The sequence below is a fragment of the Aquimarina sp. Aq78 genome (genome assembly GCF_900299525.1).
Lineage (GTDB): Bacteria > Bacteroidota > Bacteroidia > Flavobacteriales > Flavobacteriaceae > Aquimarina.
This window is the reverse complement of record NZ_OMKA01000020.1, coordinates 324663-344633: the sequence shown is the minus strand read 5'-3', so window position 1 is coordinate 344633 and position 19971 is coordinate 324663. Positions and strand designations below refer to the sequence as shown.

General features: G+C 32.2%; 17 protein-coding genes. 1 reads left to right on the top strand and 16 read right to left on the bottom strand.

Annotated elements, in window-relative coordinates; translation table 11 throughout:
- Window positions 1-180 precede the first annotated feature (180 nt).
- The 4 genes from DG435_RS13160 to DG435_RS13145 all read right to left on the bottom strand — a co-directional run bounded on the left by DG435_RS13160 (window position 181) and on the right by DG435_RS13145 (window position 5811).
- Window positions 181-384, bottom strand: coding sequence for a hypothetical protein (locus DG435_RS13160; RefSeq protein WP_106794550.1), 204 nt, complete (start codon window positions 382-384; stop codon window positions 181-183).
- A 132-nt stretch (window positions 385-516) separates the two neighbouring features.
- On the bottom strand, window positions 517-3477 hold the full coding sequence (locus DG435_RS13155; protein ID WP_106794549.1) for a DNA polymerase III subunit alpha: 2961 nt from the start codon (window positions 3475-3477) through the stop codon (window positions 517-519).
- Between the two features lie 136 nt (window positions 3478-3613).
- Window positions 3614-4828: a DNA polymerase IV gene (locus tag DG435_RS13150; protein WP_106794548.1), complete on the bottom strand. Its 1215-nt coding sequence runs from the start codon at window positions 4826-4828 to the stop codon at window positions 3614-3616.
- A 164-nt stretch (window positions 4829-4992) separates the two neighbouring features.
- A complete protein-coding gene (locus tag DG435_RS13145; protein WP_106794547.1) occupies window positions 4993-5811 on the bottom strand; it encodes a hypothetical protein in 819 nt (272 codons plus the stop codon).
- 298 nt (window positions 5812-6109) lie between these two features.
- Here DG435_RS13145 and DG435_RS13140 point away from each other — a divergent pair, with 298 nt between their 5' ends.
- A complete protein-coding gene (locus DG435_RS13140) occupies window positions 6110-6619 on the top strand; it encodes a DinB family protein (RefSeq protein ID WP_106794546.1) in 510 nt (169 codons plus the stop codon).
- A 22-nt stretch (window positions 6620-6641) separates the two neighbouring features.
- On the opposite strand, the gene DG435_RS13135 is transcribed toward DG435_RS13140, so the two are convergent.
- From DG435_RS13135 to rplS, 12 genes are all read right to left on the bottom strand, one after another.
- Entirely contained in the window at window positions 6642-6875 is a 234-nt protein-coding gene (locus tag DG435_RS13135; RefSeq protein ID WP_024770540.1) for a DUF6095 family protein, read from the bottom strand.
- Complete coding sequence (gene murQ, locus DG435_RS13130; protein ID WP_106794545.1) at window positions 6865-7677, bottom strand: N-acetylmuramic acid 6-phosphate etherase; 813 nt, start codon at window positions 7675-7677, stop codon at window positions 6865-6867. The genes DG435_RS13135 and murQ overlap by 11 nt, the downstream gene beginning before the upstream one ends.
- Before the next feature lie 229 nt (window positions 7678-7906).
- Entirely contained in the window at window positions 7907-8722 is an 816-nt protein-coding gene (locus DG435_RS13125) for a DUF4249 family protein (RefSeq protein ID WP_106794544.1), read from the bottom strand.
- Window positions 8723-8837: 115 nt separating this feature from the next.
- Window positions 8838-11216, bottom strand: coding sequence for a TonB-dependent receptor (locus DG435_RS13120; protein WP_106794553.1), 2379 nt, complete (start codon window positions 11214-11216; stop codon window positions 8838-8840).
- Between the two features lie 226 nt (window positions 11217-11442).
- Window positions 11443-12633, bottom strand: a complete 1191-nt coding sequence (locus DG435_RS13115; RefSeq protein ID WP_106794543.1) for a serine hydrolase — start codon at window positions 12631-12633, stop codon at window positions 11443-11445.
- 172 nt (window positions 12634-12805) lie between these two features.
- Window positions 12806-12988 (bottom strand): hypothetical protein, encoded by a 183-nt coding sequence (locus tag DG435_RS13110; protein WP_159025753.1) that lies wholly within the window; start codon window positions 12986-12988, stop codon window positions 12806-12808.
- A 25-nt stretch (window positions 12989-13013) separates the two neighbouring features.
- Window positions 13014-13685, bottom strand: coding sequence for a hypothetical protein (locus DG435_RS13105; protein ID WP_159025752.1), 672 nt, complete (start codon window positions 13683-13685; stop codon window positions 13014-13016).
- 122 nt (window positions 13686-13807) lie between these two features.
- On the bottom strand, window positions 13808-14914 hold the full coding sequence (locus DG435_RS13100; protein ID WP_159025751.1) for a hypothetical protein: 1107 nt from the start codon (window positions 14912-14914) through the stop codon (window positions 13808-13810).
- A complete protein-coding gene (locus DG435_RS13095) occupies window positions 14895-15431 on the bottom strand; it encodes a hypothetical protein (RefSeq protein ID WP_106794539.1) in 537 nt (178 codons plus the stop codon). Before DG435_RS13095 ends, DG435_RS13100 begins: the two co-directional genes overlap by 20 nt.
- A gap of 4 nt (window positions 15432-15435) precedes the next feature.
- Entirely contained in the window at window positions 15436-15975 is a 540-nt protein-coding gene (locus DG435_RS13090; protein ID WP_234387171.1) for an RNA polymerase sigma factor, read from the bottom strand.
- 194 nt (window positions 15976-16169) lie between these two features.
- The gene (locus tag DG435_RS13085; protein ID WP_106794538.1) at window positions 16170-18395 is read right to left on the bottom strand and encodes an NADP-dependent isocitrate dehydrogenase; all 2226 of its coding nucleotides are present in this window, start codon (window positions 18393-18395) and stop codon (window positions 16170-16172) included.
- A 967-nt stretch (window positions 18396-19362) separates the two neighbouring features.
- Complete coding sequence (rplS, locus tag DG435_RS13075; RefSeq protein ID WP_106794537.1) at window positions 19363-19713, bottom strand: 50S ribosomal protein L19; 351 nt, start codon at window positions 19711-19713, stop codon at window positions 19363-19365.
- Window positions 19714-19971 lie beyond the last annotated feature (258 nt).

The following is a 19971-nucleotide window of genomic DNA, read 5'->3' as shown; positions in this document are numbered from 1 at the left end:
CGAACAGAGAAGTTAAGCCCGTTAGCGCCAATGGTACTACAATCGTGGGAGAGTAGGTCGCCGCCTTCCTTGAAAACCCTTCATAATATTATGAAGGGTTTTTTTTATGCAATAAATATTGGATATAAAAATCCTCTTTACCTAAATAAAGAGGACTTGTAATTATCATGCATATTTTCACTAAAAAGCGCCATAACAGCAGCCATGCGAACAAAAAACAGGAAAACCCGGTTCAAAAGGTCTGCATTGATCTGAAGTACTACAACTTTGACCTGTATACCCACCACCTGGCCTACAACCACCAAAATGCGCTCCTTTAATTGTAGATTGATCAGTTTTACTTAATTTTTTGACGCCTTTCACGATTAAAATTTTTGTGTACATACTAATTAATTTAAGAGGTTAATAATTTTTTAAGATGATATGAAGTTATAAAATTTAGATTATGTTTCCTTAGAAAGTGTGAAGTATTCTAAAAAGAAATGTTGTTAACATGTTGTTTTTAGCTTATTTCGTTTATGCATACCTAGGATCTTGAATATAATCTTGTTTTATGATTTTAATAACCTCTATGCTCAAAAAACCAAACTCTTTAACTACCTTACCATATATACGATAAATACCTCTCCCTCTTAATTGATACTTCTCTTGTATTTTGGGAAATAATACAGTATCAAAGATGTTTCCAGATTGATCTAGAAACGTGCCAAAGGCCATACGCTTTCCTGTATGAGTTTTAGTGTTTTTCATAGCTATGAGATACCCATATATATCTATGTTTTTGTTTAGATAATCATATAATTGATTAGCATTATTGCTGTTTTTGGGTGCTGTAGCTAATATTTTGAAGTAACCGCAAAGCGGAAACCCGAAAGCTTCAATTTGTTCAAACATAGTCTCTAGTTTTGATGTTTTTAACTCTGGAAGTGTATGTTCTACTTGTTTTTGATTAAATAAAAGAAATTGATTTTGGATATTTGATGGAATACTGTTTATTTTAAAATGAGCCTGCCATAATAGTTCATGTTTGTTTTTGTTGGTAAACCTAAATGCATCAATCTTGATGAGAATACTAACTTGCTCTATACCTATTTGTACTCTATCAATGAAATTGTCTAAAGAAGTATATGGGCCATTTTGAGAACGATTACTCAAAATGTTTTCTGAAATCTTATACTCTAGATTTCTTAGTATCATCAATCCTAAAAATATACTTTTACGATTTATGATATGTTCATACCCACTGGTATTGATACAGGGGGTTAGTATTGTAGCTCCTAATATTTTGGCTTCATGAAGATATATTTCGGGACGATAGAAACCGCCTCCATTGTTTAGTGTAGCTACTAGATATTCTAATGGGAAATAAGCTTTGAGAAATAAACTTTGGTAGCTTTCTACAGCATAAGAAGCAGAATGTCCTTTTGGAAATGCATATCCGGCAAAACTAGCTATCTGATCCCAGATTTCGAGAATTAGGGATTCAGCATAGCCTTCATTTTTACAGTTATTTATGAATTTATTTTTGACATCCTTAAATTCTTTTCGCGATCTAAATTTACCACTCATACCCCGGCGTAATACATCTGCTTCATCTAAGGTTAGTTTTGCGAAAAAATGAGCTACTTTAATCACATCTTCCTGATATACCATAATACCATAGGTTTCACTCATCAAATCAAGCATAATCGGGTGTGAGTTTTTTCTTCTGTCTTTGTCATGCTCCCGTAAAATATACTCTCGCATCATCCCGCTTTTAGCAACTCCGGGGCGTATGATTGAGCTTGCTGCTACTAGTCCTAGGTAATTGTCTGTTTTTAGCTTACTCAAAAGCATACGCATCGCAGGAGATTCTACATAAAAACAAGCCAGACATTTTGCATCTCGTATCAAAGCATTTATTTTTTTATCTTTTTTAAACCTCCCTATGTCATGAATATCAAAATCAGCTAACGCTGGTTGATTGTATTCTATAATTGTAATTGCGTCTTTAATTTTTGCTAATCCACGTTGTCCTAAAATATCAAATTTGTATAGCCCCAGATCTTCTGCGATGATCATATCATATTGTACAGTAGGAAACCCTTTAGGAGGGAGATCTGTGGCAGAATAATAGTGTAGAGGGGATTCGCTAATCAATATTCCACTAGCATGTATGCTAAGGTAATTAGGGATACCTCGTATTAGATTACTATAGATGACTACCAGTTTATGAATTTGATCAAGGGAACTATAATCATAATCTCCTTCGCTTAACTTGTCGATTTCAAATTTTGGAAGACCGAATACTTTACCTAATTCTCTTATTGCCCCTTTATAATGAAAAGTGATGTAGGTTCCTAGTAATGCTACATTGTCAAATTCTTGAAAAATAAATCGAGTGATATCTTGCCTGTCTTTCCATGAGAAATCAATATCAAAATCAGGAGGACTGGTGCGGTGTGTATTGATAAACCGTTCGAAGTACAGGTCTAATTCTATTGGATCTACATCTGTGATACGAAGTAGGTATGCTACAATACTATTTGCCCCACTACCACGGCCTACATAATAATATCCTTTACTCTGTGCATAAGAGACAATTCTCCAGTTGATCAAAAAATAGGAAACAAATTCCATTTTTGTAATTAGTGATAGTTCTTTTTTTAATCGATCTAATACTTTTTTTTTGGGATTTGGATACCGATAGAGAAGACCTTCCTGACAGAGTTTTTTAAGCAGTTTATTATCTTCTTGTATACTGCTAGTGTATGTTTTTTGGTTTAAAGAAGGATTGTTTTTTGAAAAATTAAAATCAATAAAACACTCCTCTTGAACAGCAAGGGTGTTGTTAATAATGAAGTCAAATTCTGAAAATTTATTTTTTATTTCTTGATCGGGAATCATTTGCTCTGAAAAACATGCCTGTTGATGGTTGGGTAAACGACTTAGTAGTATGTTATTATCAATAGCTCTTAATAATCGGTGAGCATTAAAATCTTTTTTATTTCTGAAGGTAACAGGCTGTAGTGCTATGCATTTATCTTTCAGTTTTCGTAAATTAGAAAGACAAAGTTTAGGTATATCTTTTATAGATATACCTATAAATTCATTATCTGTAAAGTTGGTTTTGTTTATTGACAATACATGTTGAAGAGGATATATGATATAGGAATTTTTTAAAGGAGGAGCTATTTTGGGGAAATCGATTTTTTTATAAGAATAGTATGATAAAAAATCATTTAACTCTTTATATCCTTCATTGTTTTTTGCCAGACCGATGTATAAAGGTTGGTGATTGTTTCTGAAATCTATTCCTACAATAGGTTTAATCTGATACTCTTTTGCTTTTCTAATAAAGTTTAGGCAAGCAGAAGTATTGTTGATATCAGTTAGAGCAAGGCACCTTGTTTTGTTTTCTTTGGCCAACTCTAAAAGATCGATTTCAGAGAAGGTTCCGAAACGCAAACTATAAAATGAATGACAATTAAGGTACATATAGTTTCATATTTTGAGTTTTGCATCAGGGGTAGCAACGACATCCTTTTTCTGCCAATTCATTAGAATTGACAGAAAAAGATATAGTGAATAACCCGCCCGGATGCCATTATTATGATACCGATGACTATAAAAACTATTGTTTTCTATGGGCTAATACAATAGGGGGTTGCCCGTTAAATGGGTTTTGCATTCTGCCAATAGTTTTTGATCCTATAGCAGCAGCTCTTATTACACTTCGGTCTCCATATCGAATTCTAATAGTATCTAACGCCTGATATAGGTTAAGCTGTTTCTCACTATCATCAAATAGATTGATCTGGTAGTTGCCACTAACCAAGTGACTAAATCGTATTCCTATTAATCGAATTAATAATCGTTTTTGATATAGTTTTTCGAATATTTCCAGGATTTTAGGAATAAGGATATGATCTGCACTGGTGTATGGTATTTTATGTTGCTTAGTATATGTGTTAAAATCTGAGTATCTAATTTTTACTGCAATGCAAGCGGTTAACTTATTTCCTCTTCGTAATTGATAGGAGAGGTTTTCTGTCATTGCTATTAGGAGATTTCTAAGTTTATATATGTCTATAGTATCCTTGTCGAATGTTCTTTCTGTAGAGATTGATTTACGTTCAGAAAATGCAATGACAGGTGTGTTGTCTATCCCATTAGCTCTTTTCCAGATGGTAAGACCATTTGCTCCAAGTACCCCTTTCATGACATCTACTGGCATATCCTGGATAGTTTTTATATAACGAACACCTAGATTTCGTAAAGTTTGATATGTTTTATCACCTACCATTGGAATTTTTTTAACCGATAGCGGAGCTAAAAACGGTTTTTCTGTACCAAAATCTATCTTTAATTGGTTATTAGGTTTTGCTTCGTTGGTAGCCACTTTGGACACTACTTTATTACCAGAAAGACCAAATGATATTGGAAGCCCCGTTTCTGAAATAACTTTTTGACGTAATTCTAAAGAATATTTATAGGTTCCAAAGAATTTATCCATACCAGAGAGATCTGCATAGAATTCATCAATACTTGATTTTTCGAATACGGGTACATTTTCTTTGATGATTTCTGTAACCATATCAGAGTATTTACTATATGTTCCGGCATTGCCTTTTATAACAACAGCCTCGGGGCATAGTTCTTTGGCAATTTTCATAGACATACCAGAATGTATACCATAGGATCTGGTTTCATAACTGCATGCAGCTACAACACCACGATCAGTAATCCCGCCAACAAGAAGTGGTTTTTCTTTTAAAGTGCTGTTAATCATACGTTCTACAGATACGTAGAATGTGTCCAGATCAAGATGTAATATAGTTCTCAAAATATAAATTATGGAATAATTCCAAAAATAAGGAATAATTCCATAATAATTATGTTAGAGCAATTTTTTTATTCACAACAGGGTAAAAAAAAACGACATCTCGCAAGAAGAGAGATGTCGTTTGTAAAAATTTTATTTTGGGGCTACAAAATAAAATTCAGCATTAATTAATTTTCTACCATATTATAACCGGCAAATTGTTGCATAGCGGTTTGGGTAAGTTCTTTTGCTCTATTTACATAGAATGTTTTTGTATCGTCTAGTGATTCGTTTTTTAGATCATTTTCACTTCGCACATAATCAGCTTGTGATTCGAATTTAGATTCTTCGTTTAGAACTACGCTTAGTTCTTGTAGTGCATTTTCTAATTTTTGTAGTGCCATTTCAGCTTTTGATTTCATCAATGACTGTGCTTTTAATTCGGCAGCACGCTTAGCTTCAAATTCGGCTTTTATCTTATTTTGCTCGGCTATTTGTTGCTCAAGCTTTTGTTGTTCGATTTCTAACTGACGACGTTTTTCTTCTAATTCTTTTTGTTTGCTGGCAACTTCTTGAGTAGCTTCTGCTAATTCGTTTTCATCTTCTGTAGAGGCTACTTCTTCATCTGTATAGTTACCACTATTAGCTTGGCAAGAAGTTAATTGTTCTAGGAGTTCGGACCCTAATTCTTTAGCTCGTTTTGCGAAAAATCTACTACGTTCATAGGTATCTTGTTCTAGTGAACTTTCCATGTCAACTCTAGCTTTGTATGCAGTTTCATTGGCTACTTTACAGCCACATTTATCTGCTAAATCTTCTACTTTTTGGAAAGCTTCTATAGCTTTATCTGCATATTCTTGAGTATGAAAGACGTTATTTGCCCCGTGTGCTTTTTTACTGTGTGAGTACGCATAACTAGCAGCAGTTAGTGCATCATCGTATATATTTTGAGCGTTAGTTCTGGGGATAAAACATAACAAAAACAGTATAAGTGCAATTTTTTTCATTCTTTGGGGGCTTTTAAATCACATAGCAATAATACAATATTTTATATGTAACATCCAAAAAAAACAGTCATTAATCGACGAAATACGCATTTTGTCTTAATTTTTACGGGTAAACCTTATTCTTGGTGATAAATATCCTACTGGGTGTGAGAAAGCTAGATGATTGTTACTGTAAATCAATATCTAAACGATGATTTGTATGTAATATTATTTGTGACATGACTTTTTTAAAAATTAATTTTATAGTCTTATCGATAAAATTTGTAAGTTAATTATGTATCTTACGTCTAAACGGCTCATGAAACAATTAGTTATCTCTTCAATAAATTATAATCTTAGTAGCGCTGTAGACCTACTTAACGCTATAGATTCTACTACATATCTAAACAGTTCGGTTGGGCCATATTATTCTAGTATAGGCTCGCATATACGTCATACTCTCGATTTTTTTGATTGTATAATTAATGGGTTGGATTCTAATAACATTGACCTTACTGCCCGTAAGCGAGATGAAATATTATCTACAGATAAGGAGTCTGCAATACACCACATATACAAACTTCAGGAAACATTATTATCATATATTGATACAAATACGGATTATTTAATTCATGTTACTGATAATTTGGGACAAGGAAAAGTAACTGTAAACTATACGTTAGAAAGTATTCTTGCTCATGCCAATAGTCATGCGGTACATCATTATGCAACTATCGGGTATATTCTTAATCGGTTAGGAATTGAAATAAAAATTCCGGGATTTGGTTATAACCCAACAACACCGATTAGTAAAAGAGAAGGAATTTAGTTAGAAATGATCTTAAACTATTTTATTTTTTACCAAACATTGATTCCATAATAGTTCTAATACCTCTAAAAGCCATAAATATTGCAAATCCAGCACCAATTATTCCTAATATTAATATAGGGATATATAATGGATGATCCTGATTTTTAAAAGCAGAGTGAATAATAACCGGGCTAATAAACATAAAAATAAGTGCTATTGCCATACGCTGCACTCCTTTACCTAATAAATCTTTATTTGTTCTTTTAGGCTCCATACTTACTTATTGCATCACGTACGTTTCCATACTGTTCTAATACTGCGGAAGCCTTTGCACGATCGATCGATAATTCTTCCATAATCATGCGTATTCCACGATCTACTAGTTTATTATTGCTAAGCTGCATATCAACCATTTTGTTACCTTTTACTCGTCCTAATTGAATCATAGTGGCTGTAGAAATCATATTCAAAACCAGTTTTTGGGCAGTACCAGCTTTCATACGAGAGCTTCCGGTTACAAATTCGGGGCCTACAGTAACGACAATCGGAAATTGCGCAGTTAGCGCCAAAGGACTACCTTCATTACAGGTAATACATCCTGTAGCAATATTGTTTTCATTACATTTTTGTAACGCACTTATAACATATGGAGTAGTACCCGAAGCTGCAATACCAATAACGACATCTTTTTCTGAAATCTGATATTCTTCTAAATCTTTCCAGCTTTGATCTGTGCTATCTTCAGCATATTCTACGGATTTACGAATTGCGGTATCACCACCAGCGATTAATCCAATAACCAAATCGGGCGAAACACCAAAAGTAGGTGGGCATTCGCTGGCATCTACAACTCCTAATCGGCCGCTTGTTCCAGCTCCAAGATAGAAAATCCGACCGCCATCTTTTAGTTTTGGTACAATTTGAGCAATCAAAGCTTCAATCTGTGGAATAGATTTTTCTACAGCATCAGGAACTGTTTTATCTTCTTTGTTTATGTTAGAAAGTAACTCATTAATGCTCATTTTCTCTAAATGATCATATTTTGAGGATTTCTCTGTAGTTTTTGTAAATGACATACTTCAAAAATACTCATTTTTTGATTTCAAGACAGAGAGTAACTTTCTTTTTTTAATGAAGTTATTTAGACTTTCTATGATTCGTTATATTATACTATTCTTTTTTTATTCAAAATCCATCTTTTTATTGTTTCATAACTATGTCACGCAACGCAAAAAAACTTCTTTTAAGCAAAAAACTATTTTTTGGTCAAATTTAAAAGGCCAAAACAAGTTTAATTATAAGGCACTATTCTTTTATAATGAAGTCAAATCTATTAGCTTCAGAAAGGTTAAAGTATCCTAAGGCAAAATTATCAATATTAGTTGTGTTAATGATATTACCTCTTAGTAGGGCAGGAGGTGTTTGAAACGGGTTTCCTCCTTCTTGTTCACTTTGCTCAATAAGCAGGTTTGCATAATTATAGTAACGCTCATCAATTCCTAATATTTTGATGGTTACATTACGCCCATTTACCATATCTTCATAGAAATAAGAGAAATTGAAAGCTTCACCTTGATAAAAACGATCTTCACTTGCCAGGAATAAACTGAAATCGAAATCAAAAAGATAAAAATCATCACGAGTTCCATCGTCTGTAAAGAAAATAACAACTTCGGTTTCATCATCGAATAAAGTATTATCACCTTGTACTACATTATCAATAGGAACAGTAGGGATAAGTTGTGCAGTAGCAATAAAAGTTTCATTGTTGTAGATAACAGTAAGTTGATATGTAGTATTGAATTCTGGAGTAAATGCAGTTGAGACTGGAGTATAAAATCCGGGCTCTATTGATTCGGTAAAATTGATAACCGAATTATTAGAGAGGTCTGTAATAAAAACAGTAGCATCACTTACAGTAGGAGTATCTTTATCAAAGAATGGAGTCGATAATGTAAGCCTTACTCCACCTTCAGTATCAATTGGGTTTTCGTTTAGGTAATATTCAAAAGAAGCATCAATTACTAATCTTTGTTTTCCATTAGGTACTTCTATATCAATTGCGTCTTCACAGCTAATCGATGTTATCAGAATTACCAGTATATAGATTAATTTCTTCATTTTATCTGTTTCTAATTTTCTTTTCAGCGATCAAAATTAAATTTACATAACCTCCATTTTTAATGGTAGTATGTATGTCTTGATTACTATGCAAACCTTTAATTGTGCTCATTTATTAGAATTTAAAATTATAGGTCACAGCGGGTATAATCCCAAATATAGAAGTTCTTACGGCTTCATTTAAATAGGAATCCTGATTTCTTTTAAAAGTAATTGATGCTGCATTTTTACGATTATATACATTATAGATACTAAATACCCACTCTCCATGCCATTTTCTGGTTTTGTTTTTTCTGGGTGTTAAAGTAGCTGATATATCTATCCTATGGTATGCTGGTAATCGTTCACTATTTCGTGGCCCATCAAAGACCGGTACTACTAATCCTTGAAATTCGAATTGCCCTGTAGGGTAATTGGTTGGTTGTCCTGTTTGGAATATGAAATTAGCTCCAAATTTCCATTTTTCGTTTAGCTTATAACTTCCATTAAAGGATACATCGTGGGTTTTATCATATGGAGTACTATACCATTTGCTATTGTTGATTCCTGGTTCTTGCGCCGTTCTACCGGGAGTTCTTTGTTCTGATTTTGATAAGGTATAGGCTAGCCAACCTTTAAATTTTCCTTCATTTTTTCTTATTAGAAATTCTAAACCATAAGCACGAGCTTCTCCATTTAGAATATCTCGCTCGATAGCATTATTTGCAATTAGATCTGCGCCATCAATATAATCGATACGATTTTTTATGTCTTTATAAAAAACTTCTGTTTCTATGGAGTATTCATCATCATTAATACTTTTAAAATACCCTAGTGCATATTGATTAAGTAATTGTGGTTTTATGTATTTACCGCTAGGAGTCCATACATCTAAAGGAGTAGGGGAACTAGTATTTGATAATAAATGAAGGTATTGTGCCATTCTGTTATAACTAGCTTTTATTGAAGTGTTGTCATTAAAAGCATATGCCAGAGCTATTCTGGGTTCTAAATTGGTAAATGTTTTTATTTGATCACTTCTGCTAAAACTTTCGGTACCTATTGGTTTTGCATCTTCATAAATCTGCAATTCTTCATTAAATAAAAGGGGATTATCATTTTGATAGATATTAAGCTCATTTTGTCCTAATCTTATAAAATTGCTTAACCTAAGTCCATACTGAAGTGTTAAGTTATTAGAGATTTTATGTTCTGCATCGATATATGCCCCAAATTCATTTGCATATTTATCGATCAGCTTTTCTCTATTGATTCCAGAATCTTCACTATTAGGTTTTATTTCACCAGGATTAAATCTGAAATAGATAGTGTTGATTCCATAATTAAGCTGAAAATTATCACTGATATAATGTTTTAGATCATATTTTAGGTTGAAATTTCTGATTCCAGAATCCCATTCGAAACCTACAAAATCGAGTTCTAATCCGTAGAAATAATCAGAATATATTAGGGATAGATTAGAGAATAGTTTATCTGAAAACAGATGGTTCCATCTTAGATTAAGTACCGTGTTGCCATATGTATTTTTAAAAACTTCATCTATAGCAAATACATCCCGACCAAAGTAACCAGACAGGTATAAATTATTATTGTCATTAATCTTATAATTTAGTTTGGTATTGAGATCATAGAAATATGCAACATTATCATTATCAAAAAGAGGTAAAAAAAGATGAGCATAAGAAGCTCTACCACCTACCAAAAATGCACCTCGATCTTTTACAATAGGACCTTCTGCCAGCAATCTACTTGCTACTGCTCCAAGACCACCATTAATTCTAAATTTTTTGCTATTTCCTTCTTTTTGATAAATATCTAATACTGATGATACACGACCACCATATCTAGCCGGGATTCCGCCTTTGTAGAGTTTGATGTCTTTTATTGCATCTGGATTAAATACAGAGAAAAAACCAAAAAGATGGGAAGAGTTAAAAATGGTAGCTTCATCTAATAAAATAAGGTTTTGATCAGTTGATCCTCCTCGCACATTAAACCCAGAAGCCCCTTCGCCACCACTAGTTACTCCTGGTAAAAGAATAATTGCCTTGATTACATCGGCTTCTCCAAGAACAACTGGAATTTGTTTGATAGTTCCCGAAGTGAGTTTATTAATACTCATCTGAGGGTTCTTAATGCTTAATTTTTCTGTTTTCTCTGTAATGATTACCTCATCGAGAACTTCTGAAGATTCTGTAAGTTGAACATTAAGTTTTTTATCTTCATTAAGGTCAATTTCAAGTACATTATCTGTGAATCCTAAATAACTAACCTGTAGTTTGTATTTTCCCTGAGGTAAGGTGATAGAGTAAAAACCGTATTCATTAGTAACTATACCTTTTCCTATTTCTGGAAATATGACGTTGACTCCGATAAGTGTTTCGTTACTGGATTTTTCTGAAATAATCCCGCTTAATGTAAATTTTTCCTGACTTTGAATTGAGAACGATGATAAGAATACTAATATGAAACCAGATAATATGTATTTATTCAAAGGAAAGTATTTTATCAATTAGTACTAATAATATAACCGTAAAGGAATAAATATGTTACGAGTTCTACAATTAATTTATTGTTAATTATAGCTTTTAGTACTGTTTTTTTCTTGTGTTTTGAATTATACTCGTTTAGAAGTTTAATTAATCTTGTTATGTTATCCCTAGTTATATAGCAAAACTTTGTTATGAAATCTTAATAATAATTAGGGGTAAATTCTATATTTAATAGTTACGATCGGGATTTTCGTTAATCAATGTTTTCCAGATTTTTTCTATTGATCTTTCGATATTAATATTAAACTCTTCACTTGTGTTTGTTACTAAATAATACCCCCTGTTTTTTATGGGATCAAACATACATGCTGTTATTATACCTGGGTCTCCTCCTGTGTGTCCTATTGTATTATTGTCATTAATATCCCAAAAAATACCACCCATTGCTTCTTTGATTTCACCATGTTTTGATTGAAAACGGAACATTTCTTTATAGGATGCTGCCGACAATAGTTTTCCTTTCCCTTGGTAGCCTCTCATCATTTCTATCAAATATTTACTAAAATCAGAATTACTGGTTATTAGTCCACCATCTGCTTTAGTCACTAAAGAATACTTGGGAACTTCAAAATCTTGTGCATAATAGAGTGTAGCATGATTTTGCATATTTACGTCATTAAAACTCCATCCTGTGGCATCCATATGTAAAGGGTCAAAAATATATTTATGAGTATAGCTCTCATAAGAGATGCCTGTAGCATTTTCTATAACAAAAGCTGCTAGAGCTGCTGCAATATTGCTGTATTCATATTTTTCTCCCGGAGCATTTTCTGTAAAACTGTCCTGAGAATACCATGGACCTGATGTAGATAATACATTTTCGAAAAAAACAGATTCATCGATTTTTACATTCGTTTTAATTAGTTCTATAATAGGTTGATAATCTTCGGGGTAAATAGATACATCTACTTGAGCAGGATTTTCATACACATAACTTTTGTAATACACTTCTCTATCTGTAATCCCAGAAGTATGAGTTGCTAAATGCCGAACAGTTATTGGTTTTCCGGGATAAAGCGGATGTATAACATCAAATGGTAAATATGTATTGATGTTGGTGTCTAAATCAAGTTTACCTTGTTCTACAGCTTTCATTACTGCTAGTGCGATAAAAGTCTTGGATATAGATCCTATATTTTGAATTGTATGGCTAGAATATCTTTTATTTTTATTAATATCTGCATGTCCAAAAGAGTTTTTATAAAGCACTTTTCTATTATCTACTATGGCTACAGAAAGCCCAACTAATTCTGACTCGTCATATAATTCTTGTAATTCTATGTGTGTGTGAAGAATATCATCATCTATTCCACATGAGAATATTAAAAAAAGAAGAAATAAAGAGGTTGCCTTTTTCATTTGTTTATTTTTTAAGGTTTTAAAATGATAATTAAAATATTTAATGCATCAGGATAAAATTATTAGGCAATAGATGTAGTGTCCGATTTATTTAAAAATCTGATTATTAGTAATTTAATGATTTTAATAGGGGGTAGGTACTATAGGGTGCTATATAAGAATGTGTTCTTAATTAATAGCTTTCATCTACATTTTGAAATCTCATATTTTTTCTTAAATCCATTAATGATTTCCATTGAAAATTAATTGGAAACCATTCTTCATGTATTGTCGAAGTTTGATTATGAGATTCAGAACATGTACTGTTTTTAACATAAACCTTGTCGTTTTCTGAGAATACATAGACAACATTCATGCTTGTTTTGCGGTTTGTTTTTAATTCATTCATGATTTGGTATGTTTTTTTTATAGCGATTTCTTCCAAGATTGAATACTCCCATTTTTACACCGAATCCAGCCGAAAAACCGTTGATTCGAGTAATTTCATCTGATGATAATTCTACTTTACTAGAGAACCTGTACTTAACTCCCATTTCTAACTGAACGTATCGCGAAATATTATACAAAACATTCACTCCAGGCTCTACAACAAATATTGCATCCCATTGATCTTCTTGATATCGTTCTGCTTCTTCTTCGTCATCCCAGTTAGTATTAATGTATCCCATTGCACCACCACCTATTAATACTGGAAAAGAAAGATTGATTTTGGCTTTACTGAAAAATATTGGTTCTAAATGAAGACCTGAATAAACTGCTCCTAGATCTGCAATCTCTGGCGAGAAAATTCCTGGAATGTTTTGATTAGAAAAGAGGGCTTTTGTTACAAAACCAATTTCAAATTTTTGATTAGCAACATAGGCGACCTTAAGTCCGGCAATATATGTTTCTTTGCCTTCAATTTCGCCATAACCGGCATGTAATCCCAGATAAACACCATGTACAATATTTTTTCGGTCATTAAACTCGATATAATTCTGAGATTCTTGAGCTATACTCGGATACATATAGCAGGTTAAAGCAAAAAGTAATATAATTTTCACGTGTTTCATTATACTTGATTTGTTATATCATTGACAAGTTAAATTTGTAATAGTTGCATGTAATTGGTTTCGATACTGTTAAATTTATCATAATCAATGATCACTGGGGTAATTAAAAGAGAGGTGCATACTCATTCTTTTAATATGACCACTCCTTTTCTACCTGTGATATGGAACTTTCCTTTTAAACTACTATTTCCATAAGTAGCACTAATTTCTCTAATTTTTCTTCGTTTATCAATCACATCGGTCTTTATGTTTGTAAATGACTTAGGGATTCTTAAAAGCCCTTGTTCAAGAGAAGCATTAAAATCTATGGACATTCCTGAAACATTTATGCTTAGTTCTGAGGATTCTTGATCAATTGTTATATTGGCATTGGTTTTTTGAATGTTGGAAACCCAAACGTCTGCTACTTCTGTAACAAGATTAATATTTTTATATACTGTATCTATATTCATTGTGCTAAACATAAGTTCACCATGAATACTTCCTAGTCTTTGAATGGTAATCTGATCCTTGCTGGAGTGCATTTCTAATGACTCTACATTTTCAATTTTTATGATTGTCCCGTTACTATTTATTTTAAGATCATTGGATGATTCTATATCGATTTCTCCATTTTTGAATCGTATGTTTCCATAAGTAATAGATTTGGTTTTTAGTTTCCCAAATTTCATTTCTATACTTGCGTTATTAAGGTCTTTATTTACCCACATATCGCCATGTTGTATATTAGCTTTTAATTTTCCGTTCCATTCACTTATAATGATATCTCCAAATTTATTTATAATATTAATTTCAGCATTAAAAGGCAAATAAATAGTGTAATCTATTTGAATATTACCCTTGTCAAAATCAAAGAAACTTGTTTTTTCGAAGAGTTCTTTATTAAAGAATCTAGAAATCATACTTGTGTTTTTTTCTTCAATTACAGAAGAAATACTCACAAAATCTTCGGTATTATTAATGGCAGGATTAATACGTTTTAATAGTTCTTCTGCGTCATCTTTTTTCTTTTTGACAACCTGTATGTCAATATCAATTTGGATTGTTTTTTTCTCCCACCCTTGAATAGTTACATTTCCGTATTTATTTTCTAAATGTAGTTCTCCTGCATTGGTTAACGGAAATGTCTTTTCAATTTTTTTTGACACTTTTTCCTGTGCCCACACGCCATTTGCTATGAATAGCAGTATGGGCATCAGTAAAAGATATTTATAAGATATAGCCTTCATTTTCATTCGATTTTTTAGAATCATTGATCTGTTTCAACAGATTTTCAATCAATTCGATTCTTTTTTTATAATTATTAACAATGGCTTCTAAAATGTATTCATTGTTCAAATTTTTTGCCATTTCTGTTTTAAGGGTATCATATTCTTCATCCAGCTCATCCATAAAAGACAAGAATTTCTTTTTGTCTTCGGGTTGCAATTTTGAATTGTTTTTTACAAGTTGTACCTGAAAAGATACTAGATCCTTATAATAAGTATCGATATCTCGTAATTCCTGATGTACAATATTATTTTGGTTGTTATTGTTAAGTCCTGATGCAATTAGATTTACTATTGAAAAAGCTCCTACCAGGATCAAAATACTTGCAGCTATTTTTATTAGGGGAGACCTCCACAGGCGAATTGTTTTTGAAGAGTCTAAGTTAGATTCAATTTCATTCCAGATTTTTGATTTATCTGCGTTATGCTCATCAAATAGGTGCTTGTTTTCTACTATATATTTTTCAAAATCATCCATTGCACTATAATGTATTTACAATTTCAATTAATTTTTTCTTTGCTCTGTGATATTGCGATTTCGAAGTCGAAATAGTGATACCTAGTATCTCTGCAATTTCTATATGATCATACCCTTCGATTAAATAAAGATTTATGATTTGTCGATATCCATCCGGAAGAGCTTTAATTCCTTTTTTTACTTTGTTAATATCATTCGGTTTAACGGGATCAATTATCTCCTCGCTAATATGATATTCGTGTTGGTCAAGAGGCGTAACTGGGATTTTTTTTAACTTTAAATGATTTAAGCTTTTATTAATTACTATTCTCTTTAACCAAGAGCCAAAAGTACTTTCATATCTAAAAGATTTTAAATTTTTGAAAGCCTCTACAAAACTATCTTGTACGACATCTTCTGCATCTTCTTTTATGCTTAACATACGCATACTTATATTATACATGGCATCTACATAGAGCTCATATAATCGGTATTGCGAATTCCTATCACCAGACTTGCTTTTTTCTACAAGATCTTTATGCGTATAAAGAATATTGGTTTCCAATTAGTTTTACTTGATTGTAAATTTCTTTAAATGTACTTCTCTTTTAGTTATTATCATTGACAATTTAAAAATCAAAGGGTTGCATGTAATAAGAAATTAATATGAATATTTTTAATAAAGAAATATGGAAGTATTAAAAAAAGCCTGTGGGATTAATATCTCACAGGCTTTTTTAATAGTATTGTTTACTTATATTATTTTTCAATAATAGTATTAAGTGTCTCACTTGGGCGCATTGCAGTAGAAACTTTATCTGCATTTGGCCAATAATATCCTCCCATATCAACAGTACTACCTTGCGCATCATTTAATTCATTGATAATTTTAGTTTCATTATCAACAAGTTGTTTGGCAACTGTAGCAAACTCGTTTTGTAATTCCTTATCTTGAGTTTGTTCTGCAAGTTCTTGTGCCCAGTATAGAGCCAGATAGAAATGACTTCCTCTGTTGTCTAGTTCATTTACCTTACGGGAAGGAGATTTCTTATTCTCTAGAAATTTGATAGTAGCTTGATCAAGTGCTTCTGCAATAATTAAAGCTTTAGCGTTATTATTGGTTTCTCCAAGGTGTTCTAGAGATACTGCAAGAGCCAGAAACTCTCCTAAAGAATCCCATCTTAAGTGACCTTCTTTATTAAATTGTTGTACATGCTTTGGTGCAGAACCTCCTGCTCCGGTTTCGAATAAACCACCTCCATTCATTAAAGGAACAATAGATAACATTTTTGCACTTGTACCCAGTTCTAGAATAGGGAAGAGGTCGGTATTGTAATCACGTAAGACATTTCCTGTTACAGAAATGGTGTCTTTACCATCTTTAATTCTTTCTAATGAAAAGCGAGTTGCTTCAACAGGAGACATGATTCTGATATCTAATCCAGTAGTGTCGTGTTCTGGTAAATATGTATTTACTTTTTTGATCAGTTCGGCATCGTGTGCTCTATTTTTATCTAACCAGAAGATAGCAGGGATAGTTGTTGCTTTTGCTCTATTTACAGCAAGCTTTACCCAATCTTTTATTGGAGCATCTTTGGTTTGACACATTCTCCAGATATCACCTTGTTCTACAGGGTGTTCTATTAGTATGTTTCCAGAAGCATCGATAACACGAACAGTACCATTACCTTTAATTTCGAATGTTTTATCATGAGAGCCATACTCTTCGGCTTTTTTAGCCATAAGTCCAACATTTGGAACAGTTCCCATAGTGGTGGGATCAAAGGCTCCATGTTTTTTACAAAAGTCTATAGTCTCCTGGTATATACCAGCATAACTACTATCTGGGATAACTGCTTTGGTATCTTGTGTATTTCCTTGTGCATCCCACATTTGACCAGAATTACGAATCATAGCTGGCATAGATGCATCGATAATCACATCACTCGGTACATGTAGGTTAGTAATTCCCTGATCAGAATTTACCATTGCTAATTTTGGTCCTTTTTCGTAACATGCTTGTATATCAGCTTCTATTTCTGCTTTTTTGGTATCTGGTAATTTTTTTAGTTTATTGATAAGATCTCCAAAACCATTGTTTACTTCAACACCAATTTCTTCAAGAGTAGCAGCGTGTTTTTCGAATACATCTTTAAAAAACACTTCTACTGCATGACCAAATATAATGGGATCAGAAACTTTCATCATTGTTGCTTTCATATGTAAAGAAAACAATACATTTTTCTCTTTTGCATCAACTATTTGTTCCTTAAGAAAAGCGATAAGCGCTTTTTTGCTCATTACTGTAGCATCTATAACTTCTCCTTCAAGTAAAGTTATTTTTTCTTTTAAGGTTGTTGTGCTTCCATTTTGATCTGCAAACTCAATTTTTACATCTCCAGCTTTATCAATAGTAACTGATTTTTCGTTTGAGCAAAAATCTCCACTAGACATGGTGGCTACGTGAGTTTTAGAATCAGAACTCCAAGCTCCCATAGAATGTGGGTTCTTTCTAGCATATTGCTTTACTGGTTTTGGCGCTCTACGATCAGAATTTCCTTCTCTTAGAACAGGATTTACTGCACTACCTTTTATTTTGTCGTATCGACTTTTAATTTCTTTTTCTGTGTTGTTTTCAGGTTCTTCAGGATAGTTTGGAAGATCAAATCCTTGAAGTTGTAATTCTGCAATTGCGGCCTTTAATTGCGGCACAGAAGCACTTATATTCGGCAATTTAATGATATTTGCTTCTGGTGTTTGAGCAAGTTGACCTAATTCTGACAGAGCATCAGCTTGTTTCTGCTTATCGGTTAATTTTTCGGGAAAACTAGATAAAATTCGAGCAGCAAGAGAAATATCTTTTGTTTCAATATTGATATTTGCTGCTTTAGTAAATTTTTGAACAATAGGTAAAAAAGAATAGGTAGCTAAAGCTGGAGCTTCATCTGTTTTGGTGTACACTATTTTTGAGTTATCAACTCCCATATTTTTGGTTTTTTATTTAGGGATCTAGAGGTTTTTAATACCTGAAAAGTAGTAGACTCCCTAATTTTATTATACTATTTATGTAAGGAAATAATTAGTCGTTTAATTTTTCTTAGACAAACAATATTGGCCGATCTTTTTAGTATTGATTCTATTTGGATTTACAATTTTGTAGTCATAGATTTCCGAGCGCGAAGATACAAATCTAGTCGCCTAAATGCAACCTGTGTGTTATTAGTTTTGAGTTAGAGAGAGTTGAATTATAGTTTATTGAATATTAAAGTGAAAAAAATGTAAGATGTTGAAATTTTGATCTGTTTTTAGATGTATTCTCAAAAATAAAAAGCCATATCAAGAATACGAATATTTTGATATGGCTTCATTGAAAATAATTATGATGCTAGCTGTTTTACCCGCTATTAAATAAAAACTTTCGTTATTTATAACAAAATACTTATTTTCAATTTTGAGCAGATTTAAATTTGTCAAATAATGATTTGTATAATTTGTTTCTACTCTTGCGACTAATACGTGTGTTTGTGTTTCTAAATTACTTTTGTAATTTTTCAGTTTTTCACCCGGATAGTCAAATGCCATTTACAATTAAAAAGGTGTCAAAACTTAATTTTTTCTTCTGAATTTCATTTTGAAATGATCCTAAAGTAAAGCCCTTAAAGTGATTTCAAGGATGTATTCAAAAAAATAACTTTCGTTCTATATTTATTTTAATTCTAAACTGGTCTTAATATGTTCAGAGAACGTTTGTTTAGATATACAGCCAAGAATCCTTGTGTCATCTTTTGCTATATGTAATTCTAATATAAATATAAGGAAAATTGATTTGCGGTCTGCTAATTCTTATTGTATTAATTATCAACCGTTTATGAACTTGAGTTATTAACTTTTGTTCATAAAAAAAAGACTTCCAATTGGAAGTCTTTTTTGATTTGTTAAAAGAGATATAGAATTAGTTTCTTTTTTCTCTAATACGTGCTTTTTTACCGGTAAGTCCTCTAAAGTAGAATATACGAGCTCTACGAACTTTACCTCTTTTATTTACTTCAATTTTTTGAAGTGCTGGTAAGTTTATAGGAAAAATACGTTCTACACCAATAGTTCCTGACATCTTTCTGATTGTAAATGTTTCAGTAGATCCAGAACCTCTTCTTTGGATTACAACTCCTCTAAAGAACTGTGTACGTGTTTTGTTTCCTTCTTTAATTTCGTAATAAACAGTGATTGTGTCACCTGCAGAGAATTCTGCCATTTCTTTTTTTGTAACAAATTCGTCTTGTACGAATTTCACTAAATCTTCCATTTTTGATATAGTTTCATGGTTTTGTTAAAGCAACATTCGCGATTTTCGCCAGAGGTTGGTCTAATCAGGGTGCAAAAGTAAGTATTATTTGATGATTTGCAAGTGTTTTGCGATTATTATTACTTCTCTGTTAATTAATCATTTTTCAATTTATGACAAGATGTGCATAGAATGTGAGTTTGTGATTACATTTTATGTATGAAAACGAAACCTAAAAGATTTTAGCTTAGAATAAATACCTGATTAAGCGTTGGTACT